This is a genomic window from Nocardioides soli, assembly GCF_014191495.1.
GTDB lineage: Bacteria > Actinomycetota > Actinomycetes > Propionibacteriales > Nocardioidaceae > Nocardioides > Nocardioides soli.
Genome location: NZ_JACHWR010000002.1, coordinates 1,153,114 through 1,178,075 on the forward strand (window position 1 = coordinate 1,153,114; position 24,962 = coordinate 1,178,075).

Below are 24,962 nucleotides of genomic sequence, written 5' to 3' on the forward strand. Positions count from 1 at the left end.
AGACAGCGGAAGGGAAGAACCCATCATGGCCACAGTCCTCAAGCACGTGAACCCCCACGAGGTGGGCTGGCGGCTCGGCCAGGTCGGGCGCAGCGGACCCGAACTGTGGGTGCCCTTCGACCGGACCACGTGCGTGATCGGCCCCCAGGGTTCCGGCAAGACCCTAGACCTGCTGGTGCCCGCCCTGCTCGATGCGCCCGGTGGCGCGCTGGTGACCCTCACGAAGCCCGAGGATCTGTTCCTCACCTTGGAGGCCCGGCAGCGCGGCGGCCGGCCGGTCGCGGTCCTCGACCCGTTTAACGCCGCCCCCGGCACCCCGGAGTTGGTGTGGGACCCGATCGCTGGCTGTGAGGACGCGATGCTCGCTGAACGGCGGGCGAAGGCGTTCGCGAACGGAACCATCAAGGGCGCCACCTCTCAGTCCTCCGACCAGGCCGCCCGGTTCTACGCCGGCGAGTGCGCCAAGGTCCTGCAGGCCTACTTCCACGCCGCGGCGATCGCCGGCATCGGGTTGGACGGGGTGCTGATGTGGGTCTCCAGCCCGCGCGAGTACCCGCAGGCCGAGGAGATCCTGCGTACCCACTCGGCCGCGGAGCCGCTGTGGGACGGTCTGCTGCGCGGAGCCCTGTACGGTGACGAGCGGACCGCCGGCAACACGATCACCACCGTCCAGCAGTCCATGGCGCTGTTCTTCCAGCGCTCGATCCGGGAACGCTGCGTTCCTTCCGCGACGCGACCGGCGACCGACCTCGAGGCCCTGATCCGGGCGGGCGGCACGCTCTATCTGCTCGGCCGCGACGACCCGTACGCGAGTGCGTCGCCGCTGATGACGGCAGTCACCGAGCAGATCCTGGACACCGCCAAGCGGCTGGGGGAGACCTCTCCGCACGGGCGGCTGTGCCCTCCGTTCCTGGCCTGTCTGGACGAGCTCCCGTCGACCGCGCCGATCCCGACGCTGTCGACCCGGATGGCCAACGAACGTGCCCTCGGGCTCTCCTTCGTCCTCGCTGCCCAGACCTGGCGGCAGTTCGTGGTCTGCTACGGCGAGGACGAGGCCCGCACCATCTACGGGTTGTCGAACAACCTGGTGGTCTTCGGTGGCGGCAAGGACATCCGCTTCTATCAAGAGCTCTCCGACCTGATCGGGCCGACCAGCCACACCGAGACTCGGTACTCGGCGCGCGGCCACGAGTTGTTCGGCGTGATGGACCGGTCCTTTGACCAGCGGCGGGTGCCGATCCTCGAACCGGCCGAGCTGCGCCGCATCGAGCAGCGCAAGGCCCTGGTGCTGGCGGAGATGTACGACCCGATCATCGCGAACCTGCACCGCTGCATCGACGGCAAGCGCGGCAAGGAGCTGCTGGCCGCGCAGAAGCGTGCCCGGCTCGCAGCGCGCGGCCACGAGACCGTCGCACAGCCCAATCACCCTGTGACCGTCGAGCCCCCGACGCCGACCGAGCCGGTGTCCCGGACTTGGCAGCGGCTCGGGATGCCCAAGTAGGCGAGGAGTAGCCGATGACGACGATGCACCCCTCCCAGGTCGCCTCCCGCGCAGCGGGTGGGGCCGCCGCACCGAACGGCAACGGGATGATGCCGCTGGTCGGGCTGATGGTGCGCCCGTTTCCCGAGCCCGGTCCCACGATCCGCACGGCGATGGAGCAGCTGCAGCAGGCCACCGTCGAACCGCCGGCCGATGAGGACGAGCTGCGCGAGCTCGCGCAGATGCCGCGGCCCTGGGACCCGGCCACATGCACCGGACTGATGCGCTCCGAGCTGTGGGCGTGGCTGGACCTGGTCGCGATGTGGGTCAACGAGCAGCACCTATGGAACGTGACCCGCCCCGGGATCCCTGAGTGCTGGCCCGCGCACCCGCACCTGGTGCACGACCTCGCGGTGCTGGCCTGCAGCCGCTACTACACCAACTTCGCCGTCACCCCGGCCGCGTTGGAGGACTGGCACCGCTACGGGCTGCCGGGTTTCCTCGAGCGGCTGCGAGACCGGCTCGGCGACGGCTGCCAGCCAAGCAAGCACCAGCCCCGGCCCCGGCGCGAACGCGACGAGAGCCATGCCTCCACTCCGGTGCGCCGCGGCCGCAAGCAGCGCTACCGAGACGACGTCGAACGCGCCGGTGAACTGGCCGCGGCCGCCACCCGACACGACGACGCCACCCCCGACCACGACGACCTTCACGAAAGGTGGTAGCCGCGATGGCCACTCCAGACAACAACAGCCGGCGGCTCCGGCTCGTTGACGACCAGCAGGACCAGCACGCCGAGGCGGCTGCACCAGACAGCGAACTCACCGCCCAGCAGGCGGCGGCATTCGCCGCGCTGGTCGCCAACACGAATCAGTCCGCCGTCGAGCGGACACTCGACCAGATGAACGCCGAGCAGCTGCGGGCGCTCGCGATCGCACTGGCCACCCAGGTCAACGCCACCGAGACCGCGACTGGCGAGGTGGCCGACGTCGGACCCGACGGCATCTGCGCGATCGCGATCGCCACCGCCGCGCAGTCCTTCGGCACCACCCGCGACGCGGTGCTCAGCGCCGACCGCCACCGCGCGGTCACCGACGCCCGCGCCGTGGCCATGACGGCAGCCCGGCGCGGAGGCCTGACCCTGCCGGCGATCGCGGCCCACTTCGGCAAGGACCACACCAGCGTCATGTATGCCCAGAACAAGGTCGCGAACAACCCTCGGCTCAACGCGGTGTGCTCCCGCATCGTCGACCAACTCGACGAGCACTACGCGGAGCCGACCAGCATCCCCGCCGAGGACCCCGCCGCCCCCGAGAGCGGGCGCAGCACAACGCTGCAGCTGGCCGCCCTCGACCAAGCCCGCAACGAGACTGCCCGGCGGCACCAGGACGAAGACGGCCAGCGGCTCGCGGTCTCGGCCGCGCCCGCCAAGTAGGGCAGGGCCGAGCGCGATGCTGAACCGGGACCAGCAGAACTTGATGGGTGCACTGGGCTCCGCAATGGCAGCCGACGCTCTCCTCGATCGCCTCCACGAACGCGGGACACCGGAAGGCGGCCGTTCCGCACCGCAGGAAGGCTGCTGGATCAACTACAACCGCAACGCGCTTTGGCTCGAAGACCACTCAGGGTTCTCCGAGGCGACGATGAAGGCAGCCGGCACCGACAAGGAGACCTGGCGCCGTATCCGGCCGAAGGTCGTGTTGGAAGGTGGCTTGGGGAGGCGGCGATCGCCGGTGCTCTTCCGCAAATCGTCGATGACGAGCCTGTGGACCTGCTCGAGCTTCTCGACCGGCAGCCAGCGGCACCTGCCGTGCTGACCCAGTCCGCCGCCATCCAGGCCGGTGATTCGATGCAGGCAACCCCAAGCCCCGCTGCACTTCGCCCAGCTTGCAGCGGCGTCCCTGCGCCCCTGTGCTTCGACGGTGAGGCCCCGTTCAGCCCGACATCGAAGGCTAGTCGCGGCTCAGTCGGAGATCAGCGAGGCGGGATTGTCTTAGCACGTCCCTCCGCGCTCGAGATGGCAGATGGTTTTGAGGTGTGCCACCGCGGCTCGGTGACCTACAGGCACCGCCCAGAGCGGCTTCTTCTTGCGCGAACGTGCTCTGCAAGGACTACGCGGAGTTGCGACGCTTGCTCTCGTTCTCTCATGCCTTCTTCCGACCCATGGCGGTCTATTTGTCCTCTGTGTTGCACCTACTTGAGGTAACGCGCAGTCGCCAACGCCTCGCCACTCGTCTAAGGGACTGGATTGGGGCGCACTCCCACAATCCGTCGGACCTGGCGGATATGGTCATGAACGCGACTTTGGCTCGGGCAGTGAGCCGCTGTTTGTCGTCACCATGGAGGGAGGCGCCGGTGTCCGGGGCCAGCTACACGTTCGCAGTTTCCGCTGACGAGGATGGCACGTGATCGGTAGCGGGGGGATGAGCCGATGATGTTGCGACGACTCAGCATCAGGAACTTCCGCGGGATCAAGTCCTGCGACTGGTCCATAGACCAGCGTCTGATCGCCATGGTCGGGCCCGGCGACAGTGCTAAGTCCACACTGCTCGACGCCGTTGGCTTGGTCCTAAGTCCGAACTACAGCCCGCAGTTCACCGATGCGGACTTCTTCAATTTGGATATGTCGGCGCCCCTCACGATTGAAGCCGTCATCACGGAGCTGCCGGACTCGCTCGTCAAGGAGAGTCAGCTGGGCAAGGAGCGCTCTGGCCTGAAGTCAGACGGCACCCTGGTTCATGACCCACTCGACGACGCCGAGGAGTGCCTGGTCATCCGGTTGACGGTGACCCGTGAACTCGAGCCGACGTGGGAGGTCGTGCGACCGGGCTCGGATGAGACCCGTGGGATCACCGCTTCTCAGCGGCGCCAACTCGGCTTCTTTCGTTTGGGGGAGCGGCCGGACTTCCATCTGCGGTGGGCGCGCGGGTCAGCGCTCTCGGGCCTTACTGAAGGGAGTGATGGTGCATCGTCGGTCATTCTCGACGCGCAACGCGAGGCACGCCGTGCCGTCTTCGACGCTGAGCCGAACCCGCTTCACGCGGCGGCAGGGACGGCCCAGTCGTCGGCCACCAAGCTCGGCATTTCCCCGTTCACGAAACTGCGACCCGGGCTGGAGCCAGGCACCGCTGCATCCGCCCACGCCCTGATGCTCCACGACGGCGAGGTTCCGTTGTCGAGTTACGGCCTCGGCACCCGTCGCCTCACGAGCCTTTCTGTCCAGGACCAGGCCATGGCTGGCGGGTCGATCATCGGTATCGATGAACTTGAACACGGCCTGGAACCGCATCGCCTGGCGCACGTCCTGCGCTATCTCAAGAGGCGAGCGGATGACCAGCACCTGCAAGTCATCCTGACGACGCACTCTCCGATCACGGTTGAGACCCTCGAAGTGCAGCACCTCGCGGTGATTCGTACGGACGGCGGCACGACGTCCTGCCGCGCCGTCCCGGACCACTTGGAGAATGCTCAAGGGGCCTTCCGCTCCGCCCCTTCGGCGCTATTGGGACGCCGCGCAATCGTCGGAGAGGGGGCAACCGAAGTTGGCTTCCTGCGCGGTCTGATCCGTCGTTGGGATGAGCTGCGCCTTGCGGCCGAACTAAGTCTGGTGTCAGCGATCGGCACCGTGATCGTCAACGGCAGCGGAGGCACGCAACCGACACAGCGCGCCCGCAACTTTCAGAGCCTCGGATATCCAAGCCTGCTCCTCATGGACAACGATGACCGAACGGTTGACGACGAGGTCGCTTCGGCTGTGGCTGACGGGGTTGTGGCCGAACGATGGTCCTACGGTCGGGCGCTTGAAGATGAGGTTGTGCAATCACTCACGGTCGAGGGCTTGCAGGCTCTCCTCGATCTCGCCATCGAACTTCGCGGGGAGGAGTCGATCCGTGCATCGGTCGGCGCCAAGCTCGGTGACGCACAACTGACGGGGACCGATCTTGCGCAGTGGCAGACTGAAGCAGCGGTTGACGAGAGCGGTCTCCGCGACGCGGTCGCCGCCGCAGCCAAGGGAACAAAGAGTAAGGGCAACGCCTGGTTCAAGCGTGAAGATGCTGGCGAGTCGTTGGCGGCAGTCGTGATGACGGACTCGGCCAACCTCGAGGGCACCGCACTGATGAGTATCCTCGGTCGCGTCCAGGAGTTCGCCTACTACGAAGCCCCCGTCCCAGACGCGGCAGCCGAGCAGCAGACGGCCGAGACAGCCGATGCCTGACGACCCTTCCCTGGAGGATGGTGTCAGAGCGATACGCGAGGGGATGCCATGCTCTGTGTCGCTCCCTGCGGGATGTGGAAAGACCGAGCTCATCGCCGCTGTTGTCGCGGCAACGGCAGCCGACGGCGGTACAGCTCTCGTCCTCACCCACACCCATGCCGGTGTCGACGCACTTCGGCGGCGTATGGCCAAGTTCGAGGTCCCACGGGATCAGGTAGTTGTTCGGACCATCGACTCTTGGGCCTTCGACCTAATCAGTCACTTCCCGCTCCTCGCCGAACTCGACGTCCCGCCATCACCCGACTGGAACCGATCGGCCGAGTATCACCGAGGCGCGGCCACGGCCGCGCAGTCCCAGGCAGTGCGCAAGATGTTGCGTCTGAGCTACGACATGGTGCTTGTTGATGAGTATCAGGACTGCCTCATCGACCAGCATGGTCTCGTCGTCGCCGTCGCACAGGCAGTGCCAACTACTGTGCTCGGTGATCCTCTGCAGAGCCTGTTCAACTTCGGCGGGAACCAGCCGGTGGATTGGGCGATCCACGTGCTGCCCACTTTCCCCCTTGTCGAAGTCGACTATCGGCCGCGGCGTTGGCCCGAGAACGAAGCGCTCGGCACCTGGCTGGTCGAGATCCGGGAGAACTTGCTGCAGGGTCGGCCGATCGACTTCTCGACTGCCCCCATCGCCTTGGTGCGACGCGACGATGCACGAACGTTCGTGAGGATCTGCTTCCGAGCCTTGAAACTCGACGGCGCCGTCGCAGTCCTCGGCCAATTCCGCAACGATTGTGTCAGCGCCGCCTCCAACCTGCAGGGCACTTACTCGGTCATGGAGGCGATCGACGAGAAAGTCCCCGCCAAGCTGGCGAGCACCATCGACACCAAGCCTGCCGCCCAAGTGGCGAAGGCGCTCGTGGACTTCGCGATCAACGCCTCGGCCGGACTGGCGGGGCACATCCCCAGCGCTAAACGAGTTCGGCTTGGAAATGGCCAGACGTTCACGACGACCAAGGATGAGCTCAAGAGCGCCTATGCCGCGATCAACAACGTTCGATCGAAGGTATCGCCGACTGCAATCCGTGCGGCGTTGACTGAGATCGCCGCGCTACCTGGCGTCACCATCCATTGCCGGGAAGCCTGGTACGAGGTCACTCGGTCGATCGCCGTCGCAGAGACCGACGACTGCACTGTCGCTGAGGCACTTCTGCTGACTCGGAATCACGCCCGAGTTGCTGGCCGGCGACCGAGCGACCGCATCGTGACCAGGCCCCTCCTTGCAAAAGGTCTGGAGTACGACCACGTCGTAATCCTGGATCCCAGCCGCTACTCGGCTCAGGAGCTCTACGTGGCGCTGTCGCGGGGAGCACGGTCGGTGACCGTGATCGCCGAGAGCCCAGTCCTGGCGGCCCGTCGTATGGCCGGAGGCTCCCCTGAAGAGAGCGTCCCGCCGATCCGAGCCAGCTGACCGGTCTAACCGGTTGGGCCAGTGAGACCGTCGAACAACGCTGCCTGCTCGGCTCGGTCACCCTTGGTCTCCTGCGACAACGGTGCGGTCAGCACCTTGTCGACCGGCCCCTGCACGCCAAACTGGCCGCGCAGGAACGCTGCGATCAGGTGGACCTGACGCTCAGTCGCCTGGGTCATGTGCAGCCGACCCTGCAGGGCGACCGTGAGATCGCGTCGTCGTACCAGGCGCTCGAACAGTAGGGCGTCCATCTGCCGCGGCAGGTTGGCCGTGGTCGCGGCGTCAGCGGCGAGACGCGAGATGAGCTCGAGCAGTGGGTCGGCGTAGTCCGGTGCCAGTGGGAGGAACGCCCCCATGGCACCAGTGCGTACGTCTGCTGGGGCGTCGAGGGAGTTGAGGATCTTAGCCACGTACTCGTCGACCCGCTCGGCCTGCTTACGCATGGCGTAGTACGGGACATCGCCGGTCGCAAGGCGCGCTGTGGCGACCTCCTGGAACGTTGCCGCGTCCATCGTGTTCGCCTCGCCCGCGATGATCGCCAAGTTCAAGGTCACGATGGAGATGGCCTCTGCGAAGAACCACCGTGCGGCCTTGGTGGCTTCCGCGTGGGTCTCAGGCGGCCAGGCCTTGCTCAACTCGCGGATCAAGCCCAGGGTGCGCTTGACGGCGTCGAAGGGCTCGAGGAACCAGACCTCGGACACCAGGAACCAGAAGCCGCGCTCCAACATGGCGTCGGACTTCACGAACGCCAGCACTTCCTTGCGCAGCAAGGCGATCGTTACACCCTGAGAGCCGACGTCGTCGACGCTGCCGATGGCGAGCCGCTTCTCGCGCGAGGCCAGGTCATCCATGTGCTGGATGGTCACGCCGAGCCGTCGGCAAGCGTCGCGGGTGGCCGTGGTGGTCTTGAACGCCGTCGTGATCTCACCTCGGTCGGCGCCGACGAGCTCGCGGAGACCACGACTCCACAGGGCACGGTCGAGCGGACGCGGGGTGCTCTTGGAGGTGCCGGTCTTCACCTCGCCGATCTGCTTGTGGAGCGTCAGCGCCTGGCTGAAGGCGTAGCCCAAGACGTCGAGGTCGGTGACGGTCGAGACCTCGGAGCCAAAGCGGTGCTGCAGGTCGACTCCACGACGTACGTAGAAGCCGTCCCAGAACCAGGCCTGGGCCACCCGAATCTCGGCCAGGACTCCGGCATCAAGCCCAGGGGTCGTCGCGGCGCGCGGCACGCTGCATCTCCTTCCGCAGCTCGTGGATGGAGGCGACCATGATCTCGTGAGAGGCCCCGAGGCTCTCCTTCGTCCGGCCGTCCTCCGGCGTGATGAACGTAGCGGGTCGCTGCCCGCGGGTCAGGTCGGCAGTCCCAGACGTGTCGGTGATGCGACGGATCCAGGTGAGCGCGGACTCCGCGATCTCCGGCTTGACGAGACGCAGGAAGGCCCGGCCACCCTCGTTCGGCTCGACGGCGACGACGCCGGCGGCCTCCAGCAAGTGGTAGTCCGTGCCGATGTTGGTGGCGGGCCCCACGGTGCCCCTGCGCAGCAGCGCATTCACCAGAACAGCCGGGTCCTGGACCCGGCCACCACCTAGGGCCGCCGAGTCGCGACCGAAGAGAATGTGCGCGACGAACAGCTTCCGCAGGTGGAAGGCCTCGGTGGTCGTGCAGGCGTTGTCCTCTACCTCGAGGAGGGGCGAGAAGACGTACGTCGAGGAGGCGCCGGTGGCGGAACGAACGGTGGCTGCCTGGATGAGGCCGACGTTCGTGGCACTGCGGATGATTGCCGGATTGGCGTTCAGCTTCGACAGGTGCAGGCCGGGCGTCGACAGCACCTGCTCGCTCATGCCCAGGAGCGCTTCGCGCTCGTTGGGCGGGAGCCCGCCAAGGAAGGTGGCGAGCGACAGCTGCTTCGTGCCCCAGACGTACGGACTGAACACCACCAGCTCGTTGAGCTCGTCGGACGGCGCGTCGAGGTTGAGGCCGACAGCTCGGGCCAGGCGCAATGCCTCGAGCGCTTCTGGCTCGGTGAAGCCCCGCTTGGTGATCTCCTGCAGGTGCTGGCTCGCCGCCAGTGGCGCGATCGCGCCGATCTCCACCGAGTGCAAGAAGGCCAGGTCTGAACGCTGCGGCCCGAGCGAGTCGAGCAGGGCGACCGTCTGCTCGGTCACCGTCGCCGAGACCCCGATGTACTCCTCGAGGTGAGAGATCCGCCCAGCCTGGTCGATGCGGTAGTCGATCAGGCCAGCTGCCTTGAGCGCCGGGAGGACGGTGTTGGTCAGCTCCAGGCCGCCGAGGCCGGCGTGCTTGGCGTAGCCAACGACGAGCTCGTGGGTGAGTACGACGAGGCTCTGGTGGCCCTTCAGGCGGGCCGCGAGGTCCATGGCCTTGCCGGTGAGCAGCAGGATCTCGACCTCGGCACGCACCAGGGGATCGGTGATCTTGTGGTCGTGCTGGTGGACGAAGACAACGGCACGCCCCAGCCGCTTGACCTCGTCGCGACGCTTCTCGTCGTCCACCGGGTTCGACCCCCTGCTTCCTGCTCGGCGCTGGCGCCGCGTAGTCGTGTTCGCGACGAAGGAATCGCCGATAAGTTCATTCTGCCACAGAAAATACTGGCATAGGGTGTAGATTCGGTTCCGTGACCGAGAAGACCGACATCATCAGCCAGCTCGAGGACCGTGGACTCCTGGGCGCCTTGGCGTGGGCGTACACCTCCGCGGTGACCCGCACCCTCGACGACTACTCCGAGGATGCCGGGTACGACGCAGCTTGGCTGGGAAGCACGCGCTTCACCCTGTTCCGCGATCGCATCGATCGGGTGACTTCCTGTGGCAAGTACGCGCTCCAAGTCGGAGCTGACTCCAGCGAGGGTCTGGATCTCGTCCATGCCGAGCTGACCGAGCGCGAAATTGAGACCATGCCCCAGTTGCCGCCGGATCTCGTTCGGCGTGCGGATCTCAACCACAGCCCCGGCTGGCGCATTGAGGACCTACGTTTCCTGCTCGCCTCCTGCGCCTTCGGCAAGATCGACTCGCTTCCCTGGCCGCAGAAGAGTCCGACCAAGCAGTTGGTCGCCAAACAGCCGAACCCTGAGCCCGAGATGACGCTGTTCGACGACTTGGTCGCCGAGGAGGTTGCGGGTCTGCTCGCCATCGATGATGATGCGCTGGATCTGACGACCCTTGTGTCTGCCCACTCCCTTGACACCGTTAGTCAGCGCCGTGAGTTGGTCCTTGGCCGGCCACGCCTTAACGACGGCGGGGGAGATGCGTGGCACTGGTATGTCGACCTCCTTGGTGGTCCGACGACTTCGGGCTCGCGACAGCTGGAGAGTCCGGCACCTTCGGCGCCGGACGAGGTCCCGGATGCGCAGGTTCGTCTTCGTCAGCGACGCGCGCAGCAGTCCCAGGCTGATGACCTGCGATGAACGCTTCGATGTCGGCAGCCGATGCTGCCGCTCTCTTTGACGGCGCCCGGTTAACTCTTGCTCGCCAGTTAGCCGGCAAACGGAAGAGTGACCTGGCGGGAGTGATCCGCAAGAGTCCAACAGCTGTCGCGGCCTGGGAGTCGGGAACCAAGCGGCCGACGGCGTCGACCGTTGCCGAGCTGTCTCTCGGCCTAGGAGTCGACCCCGCATTCTTCGCGGTCGCTCATGAGGACGTATCGAACCTGACGAGCCCTCCCCACTTCCGATCCCTGCGCTCCACAAGCCAGCTCGCCCGAGATCAAGCACAGGCCTACGGCCAACTTGCGGTCGATATCGCGACGGGCCTTGAGCGCCACGTCGAGTTCCCCGACGTTGACATCCAGCGGCTTGCCGTCGACGTCGACGACATCGAAAACGACGGACCCGAGGAGGCGGCGCGTCAGGTTCGGGAATCTTGGAGACTCGGTGTTGGACCCGCTGGTCACCTCGTGCGCGAGTTGGAGAACCACGGCGTGCTGGTGGTGTTCAGCCCGCCACAAGCCGCAGCGGTCGATGCCTACTCATTCGACAGTCGCCTCCGTCCCGTCGTCGTCCTCAACCCGCTGAAGCGGGACTACTACCGACAAAGGTTCGATGTGGCGCATGAACTCGGCCACTTGGTGATGCACGCAGATGCCGAGCCAGGCGGACGCATCGTCGAAACTCAGGCGCACCGATTCGCGGGCGAGCTGCTTATGCCGGCGGAGGAGATAGCCCCGATGCTGCCCCGCTCGATCAACAGCAGCAGCTGGACCTCATTGGCCAGGCTCAAGGAGCAGTGGGGGGTCAGCATGCAGGCGCTCCTCTTCCGCGCAAGGGAGCTTGGTGTCATGGGTGACGTGTCCTATCGGAACGCGATGACCACAGTCTCGACGCGCGGCTGGCGCCGTGCCGAACCCGGTCAGATTCAAGTGCTCGAGCAGCCGTCCCTCCTGCCCAGGGCGCTCGAGCTGCTGGAGGGCGAGGGCGTCGATGCTGGGCTTCTGGCCGCGCAGTGCCGTGTCCCCATCGAGCTCTTTCGGTCAGCGACGAGTCGAAGCCCTTTGGCAACTTCGAATGCATTACGGAGCGACACTGACGAGGACAGAGGGCGTGTGGTGTCCTTGCTGAGACCCGAAGGGTCTAGCGACTAGCAACCGTTCAAAGAGGCGAGGTGGGCATGGAATTCACGCTAGCCAGTCGGTCATTCGATCTGACGGCTGACCTTGTCCGTCGCAAGCTGACGGATCGCGTGCCGGAATCGATCAAGGAGTATTGGGTCGAGATCGATGGTGTCCGCTGGCCGGTGAAGCAGGTAATGGCGCTTGCTACGGGTCTCGATCGTCGGGCCTTCCAATCCCAGAACAGCCGGCGCCTTCTCGAGCGCCTTGGCTTCTCGGTCAGCCAGGGAGGGTCGGTGATCTCGGCCAACGCGAGGAGCGCGAAGCCGCGAGCCAACCGAGCCGCGTTCGACGCAGAGGCACTCGACGTCCTCGAGTCTGTGGACGTGCGAGTCACCTTCGACTGGCTTCGCGCTGGCCCCGTCGTCCTGGACGCTGAGGGGCTGCCAAAGTTCCCATCGCTACCGCGACTGCCTGGCCTGTATCGATACGACTTCGGCCTAGATGATGCCGGTGTCCGTACCCTGTACATCGGCGAGTCAGTCGAGCTCATGCGCCGCGCCAGCAACTATCGCAATGCCAAGACGGATCGAAGCCGTCAGCGCACGAGCCGGAGGATCCACAAGGAGATCGTCCAGCATCTACTGGCCGGGGGCTCGATTGAGTTTGCGATCGCTACGGGCGTGAGCATCCAGGACGGTGAAGACACTGATCTTCGCCTGAAGTCAGCCCGTCGCCTGGCGGAGAACGCCGCCGTCCTTCGAGCTCAGACGACTCCCGCTACGCAGGTTCTGAACATCGACACTGACATTGGCCAGTCCGAGGGGGAGGAGTGAGGGAGCACCCCCCGCTCGTTCTCGGCGTCGATGTCGGATCGGTGCGCCGCAAGGGTGGCTTCGCGTGGTCGTCGGTCGACGTGTCACTTCACGGGCAGGATGACCCGAGCGCCTTGGGTGCTGCCTGCTGGACTCCACTTGCGCCGTTTGAGTCTTGGCCAGCCTTCGCGCTGGCCAGGGTGGCTGCTTCTCCCCAACCCACTCACTCGACTTTCACTGACAGACGAGGCGCAGTAGATGGTGCTGTTCGACGAACCGGATGGGGGGCCGCTGAACGCGCCAAGCGGTTCGGCGCCCTTTCTGACGAGCTTCCTGAACTGTGAATGGCCCGTTCGGGCACAGTGGGGTCCACTGATTCGCTCAGAGCGATACTGAGCCAGGTGCTGTCACCGGGCGGGACCCGCGTGATCGGGGTCTGTTGGCGGCACGTCGTGGCATGGCCGGAGCGTGGTGGTGGTTGTCGCTGCGAGTCGCTGCTCGGCTGCCCGGCGCCGGGACTGAGGATCGGCCTTGGCTGTCTTCTTGCGCTCTTCGGCGTTGATCTCATCGATGCGGGCCTGGGCGTAGGCCGGGCGGTTGCGGTCGCGCTCCATGCTCTCGGTGACGGTCTGGTGTTCGAGGATGCCGGGCGCGAGGTGCAGCTTTTGGCGGAGACGTTCGAAGCCGTCGAGCCAGCGCTCGGAGCCGCGGGATCCGAGGATGCGCGCGGCCTGGTGGATGAGCTTCTGGCGGACGTCGGTCTCGGCCCAGTGGCCGGCGGTGCGGAGCAGGTGGTCGATCATCGCGTCTCCGAGCGGGGACCGGTTCTCGACAGCGGCGGTGATCGCGTCGGCACCCTGAGTCTCGAACAGCTTGGCCGGGTCCAGGCCGTCGGGCAGGTCGAGTTGAGTGGGGTCGAGGTCTGCGGCGGTCAGGTGCCAGAAGGCCTTCTGCGCCGACTTCCACCCGGCCGGGTCGGAGTCTGTGGCCACGGCGATGCGGTCGCGGCCGTTGACCATGTCGATGTTGGCGCGCAGCAGCTTGATCTGGTTGATGGTGAGCGCGGTGCCCATCGGGGCGAGGCCGACGGCGGCGCCGTTGCTGCCCAGGGTGATGGCCAATGCGTCCATGGGGCCTTCGACGATGACCGGGAGCGCGCCGTGGGCGAGAAGTTCTAGGGCTTCGGCGTATCCGCAGAGTGCCTCGCCCTTGGTGAAGATGCTGGTGTTGCGGGTGTTGAGGTACTTCGGTCCGGCGAAGTCGTCGTCGGTCTTGGTGGGGTTGCGACGGCCGACGAACCCGAGGATCGCCGCTCCTGCGGGGTCCTGGGGGTCGCGGATGGGCATGACCAGTCGGTCGCGGAAGAAGTCGCGGTAGTACTTCGTGCCGTCGTCGCGTTCACGCCGAGTGACGAGGCCGGCCTGTGCGAGTTCGTCGAGGGTGGCGCCCTGGTCGGTGAGGTGGCGCATGAGGCTGCGGCCGCCTCCAGGTGCGTACCCGATGGCGTAGTTGGGCTGCTCGGTCAGGTCGGTCCCCATCCGCTCGCGCAGGTAGTCCGGCGCCCACGAGCGCGGGTAGCAGGACTCGAAGTAGGCCAGTGCCTGCTGGTTGAGCTCGTGGATCCGCTCGGCAGGGATCTCGTTGGGGTCGGGGAAGGCGTTCTCGGCGGTGACCTGGTCGGTCTGTTCCCACGGCAGGGGCGTCGCGTACGGGTCCTCGACGTACGGGTAGTCGACGGCCGCGACGGCGTCGTTTGGCGTCGTGTCGTGCTCGTCCGGTGGCGGTTCCCGGTCGACCGGCTCGGTGGCGATGGCGTCGTACGGGGCGGGGGAGTGGAAGACGGGGGCGCTCTCGTGGTCGGGCTGGTCGCGGTGGAAGGCGGCCATGAACTCGTCGGCGTCCTCGGGTGGCAGCAGGTCGGGGTCCGCGGGGATGTCGGCCTCGGGGTACGGGGCCGCGTCGTCACGGGGTGGCGGCGCGTCTGTCGGCTTGTCGGTGAGCATGGCGATGCGGAGTACGAGCGCGTCGGCGACCTCGACGCCGGTCAGGCTCCCGTCTTGGGGGACACCGGCCAGTGCGCTGGCGAGGATCTCGGTCGGGCTCCAGCCGTGGTGCTCGCAGGCCTCGTCGACCGCAGCCACGAGCGCGGGCCAGGCGGGAGCCTTCTGCAGGTAATCGGCCTTGGTGGTGCCGACGAGTTCGGCCAGCGCGGTGCGCCATGTGGGCTGCAGCAGGTTCGCGGAGTGCTCGTCGGCGCCGAGTGCAGCCGGCCCGAGGTGGGGAACCATGCGCCACCACAGCGCGGCGGCCTGCTGCTCGTCGGGCAGTGGCCGAGCGGCCGCGGCGGTGTCCGTGTCCGTGTCCTGGTCGCCCGACAGGGACGGATCGGTGGCCAGTGCCTGCTTGATGTAGTCGGTCACGGGCAGCCCGGCGCGTTCGAGCCGGGCAAGTCGCTGGCACAGCGGGGTGATCCACGGGTCGGCGCGAACGTTGTCGGGCAGCACCTGGTACCAGGTGCGCTGGGAGAAGGGGTAGCTCGGACGTGCCGAGCGGACGGCCCGGTTGAGCGTGGCCTGGTAGGCGCCGGGGGCGCCGATGGTGCGGTCGCCGGTGGGGTGCAGGTCGTTCTCGTCGGTCCCGGCAACGGCTCGCCACACCGCGAGGTCGGCCCGCAGGTCGGCGTCCTGGTCCTCGAGGAAGGGCTGTGCCCACACGGGTGCGGTGGCTCCGGTCCATCCCCGAGCCTGTTCCCGTACGGCGTCGATCTGCTCACGCACGAGCTGGTGGTAGGCGGCCGTGAACGGTCCCCAGTCGTGGGCCTCGGCCAGCCGGGCGGGGATGCCGGGCAGCCAGGGCAGCGGCCCGTCGGTGGGCGGGGGAGCGTCCGGGTCGTGTGGCCGGGCCGCGGTGAGTTCGGTGACGAGGTCGTCGATGCGGGCGTCGAGCACGGCTGCGGGGTCGCGGGCGTCACCGAGCGAACCGACGCCCACGGCGGCGGTCAGCAGCTTCAGGGGGCTGTGCTCGTCGAGTGCAATGAGCGCGAGGTGGGAGCGCAGTGTCGGCCACGCGGGGGCCTCGGTGAGCCCGGTGAGTAGTGCTTCGGCGTGCGCGTCGATCTTGTCCATGCCGAGCGGGCCGATGAGGTTCTCGGCGCCGGCAGTGACGGCGTCGTGGTAGCGGGCGGCCATGTCGCCGAGCAGCTGGTGCGGGTTGCTCTGTTCACGCAGCGCGGTGGTCGCGGAGACCGGCGAGCCGTCGCGGCGCAGCATCTCGGCGATCCGGTCGAGCGCTGTCGGCGGGATCAGCGCCTCGGGCCGGATCAGGTTGTGCGGGTCGCCGTCGGAGGCGACGTTGAGATAGAGGTGGTTGGCGAACTTGCCGCGCGACAGCGCGACGTAGAGCAGGTTGCGGTCTTCGTCACCGGTGAGGACGACGTGGCAGGTGCCGGTGGTGATGCCCTGTGCGCCGTGGACAGTGGTGGCGTAGCCGAGCTGGACCGTCTTGGAGACGTAGTCGGCGGGCAGAGTGATGGTCTTGCCGAGTTGGTCGTGGACCACGCGCAGGGAGCCGTCGGCGTTGACCATCTTGACGTGCCAGCGGTCGCCGTTCTTGACCCAGTTGGTGCGGCTGATGCGTAGGCGGCGATCGTTCTCGCGGGTGATGATCCGGTCACCTTCGGACACCTTGGTGCCGTCGGCCAGCGTCAAGACGGGTCCGATTTCCTTCTCGTCGAGTCCGGCGAGGCGGTCGTTGCGGGCGCGGGTGTTCAGCTCGGCGACGAGGCCTCGGGTGGGCGCGATCAGGACTGAGTCGGTGCTGTCGGCCCGGTCGGCGGCCCACGCGGCGTAGGCCTGGTCGGCACAGGCACCGAGGTCGCCAACATGGATGCGTCCCCGGTCGGCGTAGAACGCGATCGCCGACGGGTCGCCGTCGCGCAGCGCCAGGGTGGCGGCTGCTTCGGCGTGGTTGAGGCTGCCGTCGGGATTGCGGAAGCGGTGGACTTCGCTGAGGGTGACGGCGCCGATCTGGTGGGCGATGTCACGCAGGACGCCGCCGGCGGCGACCGAGGCGAGCTGTCGGTCGTCGCCGACGAGCCGCACCTGGCCGCCGCGGGAGGTGATGTAGTCGATCGCGGCCGCCAGATCGGTGGTCGCGGCCATGCCCGCCTCGTCGATCAGGACGAGGGTCTTGGGGTTGATCTTCTCCATCCACGCGGGTGGGTTGCCGTTCTGGGCGTGCCACACGAGCTTGGCCAGCGTGTCGGCGCGAACCTTCTTTCGACCCGGCCGCCACGGCCCGTTCAGGAGCCCCTTGGCCTTCGCCGCACCCGCATTGCGGGTCTCGGGATTGATCGAGGCGCCGAGTTCTTGCGCCGCGACCGCGGACGGAGCGAGGCCGAGGACGTCACCGCCGGAGTCCTGCCAGGCGCGGGTGAGGACCTGCATGGCGGTGGTCTTGCCGGTACCGGCGGGCGCGAGGGCGAGCTGGACGGCGCGGCCGCTGGTGGCCATCTCGCGGACCAGGGACTGCTGGGCGGCGTTGAGCTGGAGCTCGTTGGCGGCGGCTTCGGCGATCGCGATGCCGACGCGTACCTCGCTGATGGTGCGGCCGCCGGTGCGTCGGGCGGACTCGACGATGCGCCGTTCGGCGTCGATCACGGCCGGGGATGTGTACTGGCGGGCGCCGGCGAGGCTGTAGACGCTGACGATCTCCTCACCGTCGCCCCCGTGTTCGGTGCGCTGCAGGGGAGAGGGGACCGTCACGTCCTGCTCGGCCGCAGTGGTCGCGTGGGTGAGCGGGTCGGGGTCGTTGAAGGCGATGGAGTGCTCGCCGATCGCGGTGGCCACCACGCGGTCGACGGCGGCGTCGAGGTCGGGCAGCCGGACGCCGTGGGCGCGGGCCTGGCGCTGTGCTTCGGCGCGCAGGTGCCAGACCTGCCAGGTCGCACGGTCCTCGGCGACGCGCTCGACGACACGCTGCGCGGTCTCGGCGGTCCATTCGTCGGTGACGTCCTGGGCGTCCGGGCGGTGGCCGAGACAGTCCTCGATCATGTCCCGGACGGCCTGCTCACCACCGATGATCGCGGCGGCCTCGGCCAGCCACGCGGCCCGCTGGTCGGCCTCGGCGCGGGGTGCGTGCTTTGCCTGCCGGGTCTGGTCCCACGCCTTCTCCGCGAGGGTGACGGCCTCACCTTCGGTCGGCGGCCGACCGTGCTCGGTCTGGAAGGCGGCCGCCAGCTCGCGGCGGCGGGCCTCGATTGCGCTGTGCCGCTTGGACCAGGTCTTAGCCAGCCGCTCGTCGACGCCGACGATCTCGCGCACGGGCCGCTTGTCGACACCCTTATCCAAACCGCTCCTGCGGTTCTCGAAACGAACCCCCAGCCGGGCGATGAGCTCGGACTCGATGAGGGTGTTGTACATCTCCGCGAGGGTGACGTTGGCCTTGTAGAGCACCCGTCCGTCGACCGCGAGCCAGCGGCCGGTCTCGTCCTGGACCTTGTTGCTGACCGCGACGTGGGTGTGCAGGTGCGGGTCGGAAGAGCGTGCGTCGCGGTGGGTGAACATGCCCGCGATCAGGCCCTTCGCCTTGACCTGCTGGAGGCCGCCGCGGCCGCGGCGCGTGAACAACACTTCCTTCTCCAGCCACGAGAGCGTGGCCTCGACAGCCGAGTGATGGGCGGCCTCGATCTCCTTGGCAACGTCGCGATCGGCCAGCGCCCACAGCGTCGAGACGGATTTCACCGGGGCGAAGGTGAGGTCGTACCCAGCGACCGCGGTGGTCTGTTGGCGGGTGGCCTTAGCCATGAAGGAACCGCGTTCGCGATCGTCGATCGGGGCCCGACCGTGCTCGCGGTGGAAGTGCTCGTTGCCCAGTTCGGTGCGGATCCGCGCGCGTTCCTCGGCGGGGACGGGCGTCTTCCAGTGCTCACTGTGCTGCAGGTTGTAGGCGATGTAGCGCTTCGCGGTCTCTTGGATGAACTCCGGCTGGTTGCCCCGGTGGATCGCGAAGACGCGACCGAGCTGGGAGGCCTTCTTCGCCTGCGCGACGCTCTTGCCGGCGTCCAGAGCGGCGTTCTCCAGCCGCTCCGCGTCCGGGTGACGGCCCTCGCCGAACAGGTTCCGCATGTGGGTCTCGGTGACCTCGGAGCCCGCGGTGAGCCCGAGGTCACCGAGACCGGCACCGAACCAGCGGCCTGGTGACTCGCCCTTTTCGGCGTAGTAGTCGGCCAGTCCCTGGTGGCCGCGGTCGGTCGCATCGTGCACGGCGACCTGACGGGTCAGGTATGTGTACCCGTCTCCCGCGGTCAGCTTGTGCACACCCATCACGCCATGGAGAAGCAACCGCGGCGACCCGGTTTCGGACACCTGCCCGGCACCAATTTCCGACAGTGCATGGGGTGCGAGGGATCTGGTGAGGTTCGAAGTCCGGTCGGTGGAGTGGCGTGGTGCGGTTCAAATTCGGTGGATCGGAAGTGTCCGATTCGGGTTGGGCGAGGTTGCCTCTTGCTTGTGAAGGGCTGCGGTCGATCTCCGTGACGTTGCAAATCAAGGAAGAGGTGGTCCCCAGTGGGAAAGGCAGCACAGGCACAGGCGGGTCGGGATCGGGCACGGGATGCTCGGCTGAAGGCGGCGCGTGAGCGCCGGCTGAAGTTGGACCCGGACCAGTTGGCCCGTGAGCGGCGCATCGACGAGGCCGTGGTCGACGTCGAGGTCGCCTGGGAGGAACGGACCCGCGCGGAGCAGGCGGTCACGGACGCGGACGTTGCGGCCGCGTGCGCGATAGAGCGGCTGCTGGCGGAGAAGCTCGCGGTCAAGGACGTCGTGCAGCTCACCGGACTCGACCAGGCGACGGTCCGTCGGCTGCGCCAGCTCACCACAGACGACAACGAGCCCGACAACGGCATGGACGAGGGCCGCACCACTGTTGCGGGTGCCGAGGCCGAGGTGGCGTGATGCTGAACCGGCCGAGGGTTGTGATTGGGCGACGGCGTCAGCACGAGCCGCTGAGATCGTGGTCGGGATGGTCATTGACTTCGATCCTGATCAACCCGGCTGAGGTCGTCCAGGTCCGTGACGCGGGTTGGTCGGCCGACGCGCCGCCGCGACCTCGAGACGGGGAGCGGAGCGTGGGCACGGCCGATGGCCTCGGATTCGGCGTCGACGACTCCTGGCACAACCCGGTCGAGGTGGTCCGGTGGTCAGAACTCGAGGCGATCGCCAGGCAGTGCCCGACGAGGTTCGCGAACAGCTCGTCGAGTTCCAGGGAGCGGTGGCGGCAGCACCAGTCGGCCTACCCGCGGTTCACCGCGAGCGCGGCCGCGGTTGGGTGTGGCCCGATCATGGCCGGTGAACCGCTGACGGCGCGACAGGAGGCCTACGTGCGGGAGCACGAGGCCTTCGAGGCCAGCGAGGTACTGCCGGCGTGGGAAACAACGGCGAGCGGAGCTGGATGCCGAGCGGCTTCGCCTTCACGGTCGGGCCGTGGGCTGTCCGCTGGCGCGGACGCCGGCGAGCTCCTCGAGCTGCTCGACGACCAGCAACTCGACCAGCAACTCGACCGGGACACCAATCCTGTCGACAGCTCGTCCGCGGGGTCGACCGGCACCGAGGTGCGCGCATGCGCCCAGGATGAGCACGGACACGTCACCCCCACTGACGTGCCCGATGGCGAGGCGGAATTCCTGCGCGAGGCCGCCTACCACCGCGAGTCGATTCGGTCGGCTCACAAGGCGACCGCGCTGGACGCGCCGTCTCGAGGCGTGTGGGGCCGGTGATCGCGAGCACGCCGGTTCGGTTCGCCTCGCTGGCGATCACGGCCCTGGTGGAAGGCGCAGCAACCGTTAGGTGCCCGGACACCGGAAGGGATCAAGATGCACCAATGGTCGGGGCCGCGTTCCCAATAGGGCCCCTCACCGGGAACCCGAGCGGACGGGTCTTGCGGGACGCTTGCGAAGCCTCACGGACCATGACCTGCGACGATCCCGGTTGAGGGGCCGAACGGGTCCGGCAAGACGGTCGGGCTCATCACTCCCAACGTGCTGGAGTGGGCTGGGAGCGCCGTGATGACCATGGCCAAACCCCAGGACCTCGTGCCCGTGCTGGCTCGCCGCGCGGCGATGGGGCCCGTGTGGGTGATCGCCCCGGCCGGCGCTCCTGGAATCGACACCGCTGCGTGGTCACCGGTCGACTACTGCACGGACGCCGACGCCGCAGATCGGATGGCTGAGTGGCTGGTCGACTCCTCCGGCATGACTGGCGACCCGAAGGCGCGGCCGTGGAATGCGCAGGCCCGGAAATACCTCAAGGGACTGCTGCTGGCCGCCCAGCTCTCTGGCCGTGGAGTGGCCGGCTTCGTCGAATGGGCCTACAAGGGTGAGCTCGCGCGCGACCAGGTCGAGCACATCCTCGCCGACAACGATTTCGTCGAGGTGCTCCGCGAGTACCGCAGCACCTGCCGCATCCACGAGGAGGGCAAGGGGTCAGTGATGTTCACCGCCTTCGGGCTCGCCGACACCTACAACCGTCCGACGGTGCTGGAGTCGGCACGCCGCAGCGACTTCAGCGAAGCCGACCTCTTCCGCGACCGACCGGCCACCCTGTTGATGGTCACTCCTCAGTCAGAGGTCGACCGGTTCACGCCGTACTTCACCGCGCTGATCTCCTCGATCGTTCACGAGGCGGAGCAGCAAGCCGCCCAAGCCGGCGGACCGGTGACGCCGCGGCTGCTCCTCCACTCGACGAGGCGGGGAACGTGTTCAGGTACCCGCGGCTGCCGCACCTGCTCACCACCGGGCGGGGCAACGGCGTGCAGCTGCTGCTCGCCTACCACGACATCGCCCAGCTCGAGCACCTCTTCGGCGCCCGCGACGTAGCGCGGACGGTGCTGTCCAACGCCAAGATGCGGCTGCTGCTGCCCGGGTTGGGTGACCTCGAGACGCTGCGGCAACTCGAGCGTTGATGACGGGCTGGCCGCTGACGGGACGAGGAAGATGTCGCGCCGGGTTGTGACACATGCGATGGGCGCAGCCGCAAAAAGAGCGAACGAGCCTTCAACTCTCGTCGATACGACTGTGGTGGGTGCGATCGCGATGGGGGGTGAGGCTGATCGCTCTCCTGCGAGCCCGAAACCGTAGGCATGAGGACTGCCTCGCGGCACCATTCCTGACCGTGAGTCCATTGAACGGAACAACGACGTTGTCCAGGGACAGCGCGCGGTGCATGCTCATTGTCGTCATCAAACGGGAACACTGCTGGATCGGTGGGTGGCCGAGGCCCTCAACCGGACTCACGTAACCTCGGATCGTAACTCAAATCCATGCACTCGCCGGCCTGAAACTGGCGGCATGCGAACACTGGTTTGACCATCATCTACATCCCAAGGAGGTGCCCAGTGGCAGTCGACATGAACGACCTGGCGACCAAGGTTGACTGGGAGCGAGGCGAAATTAGCGCAGATATCTTCATTGATGAAGAGGTCTATCGTCTGGAGCTCGACCGCCTGTTCGGAAGGGCTTGGCTGTTCCTGGCCCACGACAGCATGATTCCCAAGCCCGGCGACTTCCTCAACACCTACATGGGGGGTGACCCCGTCCTCGTCGCGCGACAGCGAGACGGCGGGGTGAAGGCTTACCTGAACGCCTGTCGACACCGAGGAATGAAGGTATGTCGCGCCGAGGACGGCAATACGAAGCACTTCATGTGCACCTACCACGGCTGGACTTACGACATCGCCGGAAATCTGGTGAATGTTCCCAACGAGAATGACGCGTACCACGGCGAACTTGACAAGGCCGAGTTCGGACTGAAGCAGGTTGCGCAAATCGACACGTACAAGGGTCTTATTTTTGCGACCTTCGACCCTGACGCGCCGCCGCTCCTAGAGTATTTGGGCGACTCTGTGTACTACATCGATGCTTGGGTGGACCACGTGCCCGGCGGTGTCGAGGTCCTGCCTGGTGTCGTGAAGTGGACGATCCACGGCAACTGGAAAATCGCTGCAGAGCAGTTCGCCGGTGACGGGTACCACGTCAATGTGACGCACATGAGCTCGCTGGCACAGATCAGCAATACCGAGCTCTACACGGGTCCCTCTCCGCCCGGATTCCAGTTCTCTTCCAGGCTCGGGCACGGTTACTCGGGGATCTACAATCAGCCCAGCAGGTTCGAGGATGGCGCAGCCGACTACCGGACGGAGCGGATGCAGACCGCGATTGACCGACTGGGACCGGAGCGCGCTAACACCGTGGGGAACTTTACGGTCTTCCCGAATCTCTCTGGCCTGCCTGGGCAGTCCAATCTCAGGGTCTGGCACCCTAAGGGCCCGAACGCGTTCCAGATCTGGTCATGGACGCTCGTCGACAAGGACGCCCCTGATGAGGTGAAGCGGGCGCAGATGTTGTCGTCCGCCCTAACCGAAGGCGCCGCCGGCACAGTGGAGGTCGACGACGGAGAGAACTGGGACCTGATGGGGCAACTGCTCCAAGACGGTCATCAAACCAGGCTGTTGAAGTGGAACTATAAGATGGGCCTCGGTCATGAAACCGACGACCATGACAAGCTTCCCGGGCGTATCAACGATATGTACTTCGGTGAAGGACCGCAGCGCGCATTCTACCGGCGGTGGTTGGAGTTCATGACCAGCGAAAAATGGCCGCATTGTGACGACTTCGACGACGACTGGTCAAAGAAGGTGAACCGATGACTACGCAGCTCGAACGTTCCGTAGAAGCCGTCGCCAGTGGTGTGACGGTGGAAGTGCAGCACGAGGTGGAGCAGTTTCTTTACCGTGAGGTTCAGTTGCTGGATGATTGGCGCTACCGGGACTGGTTCGATCTCATGGCGGACGACCTGCGATACCGCGCTCCCATTCGCAAGAATCGACTGCGCCGTCAGCGCCTTGAAGACGAAGTTGCCGAACGCGGGATCGAGATGCCGCTGTTCGACGACGACAAAGAGTCCCTGAATGTTCGTATCATGCAGCGGGAGACGGGGAAGTTCTGGGCTGAAGACCCGCCCTCACGTACACGCCATCTCATCAGCAACGTCCGCATCTCCCTGCCGACGGAATCCGACGGCGACGAGTACGAGGTCCGGTCGAACTTCATCGTGTATCGGAACCGCCTCGAGACCGAAGTCGACCTTTGGGCCGGCGAAAGGTTCGATCTGCTGCGTCGTGACCGCGCTGGGTTCAAGATTGCCCGTCGCACAGTGCTACTAGACCAGAATGTGGTGCTGGCGAAGAACCTCAGCGTCTTCTTCTAGGGGATGGAGCCGTTTCGAGCAGGGAGAGCGATACACGTGAGCGCAAGTACGTACAACGACGTAGCGTTGCATTCGTCAACTGGTGCAGCGCTGCGGAGTGAGTCGCTGTGGCAGGGCTTGGCTGGAGTACCTCACCAGGTGCGATACGTCGAAACGAGCCTTGGGGTCCGAACGCGGATCATCGAGGCAGGTGATGGCCCCCCTCTCCTCTTCTTGCACGGAACGGGTGGGCACCTTGAGGTGTTCCTCCGAAATATCGGATTCTTCGCCGACGACTTCCACATCGTCGCCATGGACCTATTGGGGCATGGGTACACGGATCTACCCCACGACGACAGCCTGTTCGACTGGCGCACCGTCGCGGAGCACGTCCTCTCATTGATGGACACGCTCGGTATCGAGTCAGCAGCGCTTGTCGGAGAAGCGCTCGGTGCCCAGGTCGCCCAGTGGTTGGCTGTTCAATACCCGGCTCGGGTACAGCGCGTGGTCCTGTGCGGTGCATGCATTCTTCCGACCGAAGATGCAGACGACGTGTCCCTCATGGAGTCCCAAGCTGCCTTTCAAGAGTTGACGGCGCGCGCCCTTGAAGACCCAGGATCGATCGAGTTGATGCGCGAGCGTATGAGCTGGTTGCACTTGAAGCGCGAACAAGTCAACGACGAGATGCTCGACCTGCGTGTGGGTTTTTGGACACGGCCAGGCTTCACGGCCGCCCATCGGAAACTGTTGGGATCCCTGCGCACGGCAAGGCAGAACCCCCGCACCTCCCTGAGTCGAGCGGCGCTGCAGCAACTCGAGGTTCCGGCGCTCCTAGTCTGGACAGAGCAGAACCCGCTATTTGGTCTCGACTCGGCGCTAAGGCTGGCTGAGTACCTTCCGACTGCAGAGGTTGAGGTTTTCTCCGACTCCGCCATGTGGCCGCAATTCGATGAAGCCGAGAAGTTCAACGAGCTCGTCCAATCCTGGCTTTCGGCCCAACATCGTTCTGATCTTGGGGTTATGGATCCGTTGATCGATTTGGATGACCCAGTCCATCTGCCATGACCTCGACTTCTCTTGTTGCCCATACAAGAAGCGGACATGCATGAGCCGCGGTCCCCGGTAACGACCCAGCTGTTCAATCGTCGCGATAGCTCCACGGGGTGGCGAAGTCGATTTCCGGAG

Annotated in this window: 18 protein-coding genes and 1 pseudogene; 16 read left to right on the forward strand and 3 right to left on the reverse strand. The window is 66.5% G+C overall.

Going from position 1 to position 24,962, the window contains the following annotated elements; all coding sequences use genetic code 11:
• Positions 1-25 precede the first annotated feature (25 nt).
• The 6 genes from FHU40_RS15895 (at position 26) to FHU40_RS15920 (ending at position 7,158) form a co-directional block, all read left to right on the forward strand.
• Positions 26-1,501 (forward strand): type IV secretory system conjugative DNA transfer family protein, encoded by a 1,476-nt coding sequence (locus FHU40_RS15895; RefSeq protein ID WP_183593250.1) that lies wholly within the window; start codon positions 26-28, stop codon positions 1,499-1,501.
• A 14-nt stretch (positions 1,502-1,515) separates the two neighbouring features.
• On the forward strand, positions 1,516-2,202 hold the full coding sequence (locus tag FHU40_RS15900; protein ID WP_183593251.1) for a hypothetical protein: 687 nt from the start codon (positions 1,516-1,518) through the stop codon (positions 2,200-2,202).
• 5 nt (positions 2,203-2,207) lie between these two features.
• Positions 2,208-2,912 carry a helix-turn-helix domain-containing protein gene (locus FHU40_RS15905; RefSeq protein ID WP_183593252.1) on the forward strand — a complete coding sequence of 235 codons (705 nt, stop codon included), beginning with the start codon at positions 2,208-2,210 and terminating at the stop codon, positions 2,910-2,912.
• A 16-nt stretch (positions 2,913-2,928) separates the two neighbouring features.
• Positions 2,929-3,294: a hypothetical protein gene (locus FHU40_RS15910; RefSeq protein WP_221199859.1), complete on the forward strand. Its 366-nt coding sequence runs from the start codon at positions 2,929-2,931 to the stop codon at positions 3,292-3,294.
• A gap of 614 nt (positions 3,295-3,908) precedes the next feature.
• On the forward strand, positions 3,909-5,693 hold the full coding sequence (locus FHU40_RS15915) for an ATP-dependent nuclease (protein WP_183593253.1): 1,785 nt from the start codon (positions 3,909-3,911) through the stop codon (positions 5,691-5,693).
• Positions 5,694-5,736: 43 nt separating this feature from the next.
• Complete coding sequence (locus FHU40_RS15920) at positions 5,737-7,158, forward strand: UvrD-helicase domain-containing protein (RefSeq protein WP_246390989.1); 1,422 nt, start codon at positions 5,737-5,739, stop codon at positions 7,156-7,158.
• A gap of 5 nt (positions 7,159-7,163) precedes the next feature.
• On the opposite strand, the gene FHU40_RS15925 is transcribed toward FHU40_RS15920, so the two are convergent.
• Positions 7,164-8,387, reverse strand: coding sequence for a DNA-binding response regulator (locus FHU40_RS15925; protein ID WP_183593255.1), 1,224 nt, complete (start codon positions 8,385-8,387; stop codon positions 7,164-7,166).
• Entirely contained in the window at positions 8,356-9,672 is a 1,317-nt protein-coding gene (locus tag FHU40_RS15930; protein ID WP_221199860.1) for a hypothetical protein, read from the reverse strand. Before FHU40_RS15930 ends, FHU40_RS15925 begins: the two co-directional genes overlap by 32 nt.
• A 122-nt stretch (positions 9,673-9,794) precedes the next feature.
• Between FHU40_RS15930 and FHU40_RS15935 the strand changes: the two genes are divergently transcribed.
• From FHU40_RS15935 to FHU40_RS15945, 3 genes are read left to right on the forward strand one after another with little or no spacing between them, the layout of a single operon-like run.
• A complete protein-coding gene (locus FHU40_RS15935; RefSeq protein WP_183593256.1) occupies positions 9,795-10,583 on the forward strand; it encodes a hypothetical protein in 789 nt (262 codons plus the stop codon).
• On the forward strand, positions 10,580-11,755 hold the full coding sequence (locus FHU40_RS15940; RefSeq protein ID WP_221199861.1) for an XRE family transcriptional regulator: 1,176 nt from the start codon (positions 10,580-10,582) through the stop codon (positions 11,753-11,755). Before FHU40_RS15935 ends, FHU40_RS15940 begins: the two co-directional genes overlap by 4 nt.
• A gap of 26 nt (positions 11,756-11,781) precedes the next feature.
• Complete coding sequence (locus FHU40_RS15945; RefSeq protein WP_183593257.1) at positions 11,782-12,558, forward strand: hypothetical protein; 777 nt, start codon at positions 11,782-11,784, stop codon at positions 12,556-12,558.
• Positions 12,559-12,944: 386 nt separating this feature from the next.
• Here the strand turns inward: FHU40_RS15945 and mobF are convergent, their stop codons facing one another.
• A complete protein-coding gene (gene mobF / locus FHU40_RS15950) occupies positions 12,945-18,860 on the reverse strand; it encodes a MobF family relaxase (RefSeq protein WP_183593258.1) in 5,916 nt (1,971 codons plus the stop codon).
• 243 nt (positions 18,861-19,103) lie between these two features.
• On the opposite strand from mobF, the gene FHU40_RS15955 reads away from it, so the two are divergent.
• From FHU40_RS15955 to FHU40_RS15985, 7 genes and pseudogenes are all read left to right on the forward strand, one after another.
• Positions 19,104-19,490 carry a hypothetical protein gene (locus FHU40_RS15955; RefSeq protein ID WP_183593259.1) on the forward strand — a complete coding sequence of 129 codons (387 nt, stop codon included), beginning with the start codon at positions 19,104-19,106 and terminating at the stop codon, positions 19,488-19,490.
• Between the two features lie 173 nt (positions 19,491-19,663).
• The gene (locus tag FHU40_RS15960) at positions 19,664-20,311 is read left to right on the forward strand and encodes a hypothetical protein (RefSeq protein ID WP_183593260.1); all 648 of its coding nucleotides are present in this window, start codon (positions 19,664-19,666) and stop codon (positions 20,309-20,311) included.
• 204 nt (positions 20,312-20,515) lie between these two features.
• Positions 20,516-21,196: pseudogene (locus FHU40_RS15965) on the forward strand (type IV secretory system conjugative DNA transfer family protein); the annotation flags it as partial.
• 92 nt (positions 21,197-21,288) lie between these two features.
• Entirely contained in the window at positions 21,289-21,495 is a 207-nt protein-coding gene (locus FHU40_RS15970) for a TraM recognition domain-containing protein (RefSeq protein WP_183593261.1), read from the forward strand.
• 432 nt (positions 21,496-21,927) lie between these two features.
• Complete coding sequence (locus tag FHU40_RS15975; protein WP_221199862.1) at positions 21,928-23,238, forward strand: aromatic ring-hydroxylating dioxygenase subunit alpha; 1,311 nt, start codon at positions 21,928-21,930, stop codon at positions 23,236-23,238.
• Positions 23,235-23,798 carry an aromatic-ring-hydroxylating dioxygenase subunit beta gene (locus FHU40_RS15980; protein ID WP_183593262.1) on the forward strand — a complete coding sequence of 188 codons (564 nt, stop codon included), beginning with the start codon at positions 23,235-23,237 and terminating at the stop codon, positions 23,796-23,798. Before FHU40_RS15975 ends, FHU40_RS15980 begins: the two co-directional genes overlap by 4 nt.
• 3 nt (positions 23,799-23,801) lie before the next feature.
• Complete coding sequence (locus FHU40_RS15985; protein ID WP_246390619.1) at positions 23,802-24,842, forward strand: alpha/beta fold hydrolase; 1,041 nt, start codon at positions 23,802-23,804, stop codon at positions 24,840-24,842.
• The last annotated feature ends 120 nt before the right edge of the window (positions 24,843-24,962 follow it).

What these genes read in the sequence shown, in the direction of transcription:
- FHU40_RS15985 (WP_246390619.1), top strand. Translation starts at nt 23,802, where the DNA reads ATGGAGCCGTTTCGAGCAGGGAGAGCGATACACGTGAGCGCAAGTACG.
- FHU40_RS15980 (WP_183593262.1), top strand. Translation starts at nt 23,235, where the DNA reads ATGACTACGCAGCTCGAACGTTCCGTAGAAGCCGTCGCCAGTGGTGTG.
- FHU40_RS15905 (WP_183593252.1), top strand. Translation starts at nt 2,208, where the DNA reads ATGGCCACTCCAGACAACAACAGCCGGCGGCTCCGGCTCGTTGACGAC.
- FHU40_RS15915 (WP_183593253.1), top strand. Translation starts at nt 3,909, where the DNA reads ATGATGTTGCGACGACTCAGCATCAGGAACTTCCGCGGGATCAAGTCC.
- FHU40_RS15920 (WP_246390989.1), top strand. Translation starts at nt 5,737, where the DNA reads ATGCCATGCTCTGTGTCGCTCCCTGCGGGATGTGGAAAGACCGAGCTC.
- FHU40_RS15910 (WP_221199859.1), top strand. Translation starts at nt 2,929, where the DNA reads ATGCTGAACCGGGACCAGCAGAACTTGATGGGTGCACTGGGCTCCGCA.
- FHU40_RS15945 (WP_183593257.1), top strand. Translation starts at nt 11,782, where the DNA reads ATGGAATTCACGCTAGCCAGTCGGTCATTCGATCTGACGGCTGACCTT.
- FHU40_RS15940 (WP_221199861.1), top strand. Translation starts at nt 10,580, where the DNA reads ATGAACGCTTCGATGTCGGCAGCCGATGCTGCCGCTCTCTTTGACGGC.
- FHU40_RS15900 (WP_183593251.1), top strand. Translation starts at nt 1,516, where the DNA reads ATGACGACGATGCACCCCTCCCAGGTCGCCTCCCGCGCAGCGGGTGGG.
- mobF (WP_183593258.1), bottom strand. Translation starts at nt 18,860, where the DNA reads ATGGGTGTGCACAAGCTGACCGCGGGAGACGGGTACACATACCTGACC.
- FHU40_RS15895 (WP_183593250.1), top strand. Translation starts at nt 26, where the DNA reads ATGGCCACAGTCCTCAAGCACGTGAACCCCCACGAGGTGGGCTGGCGG.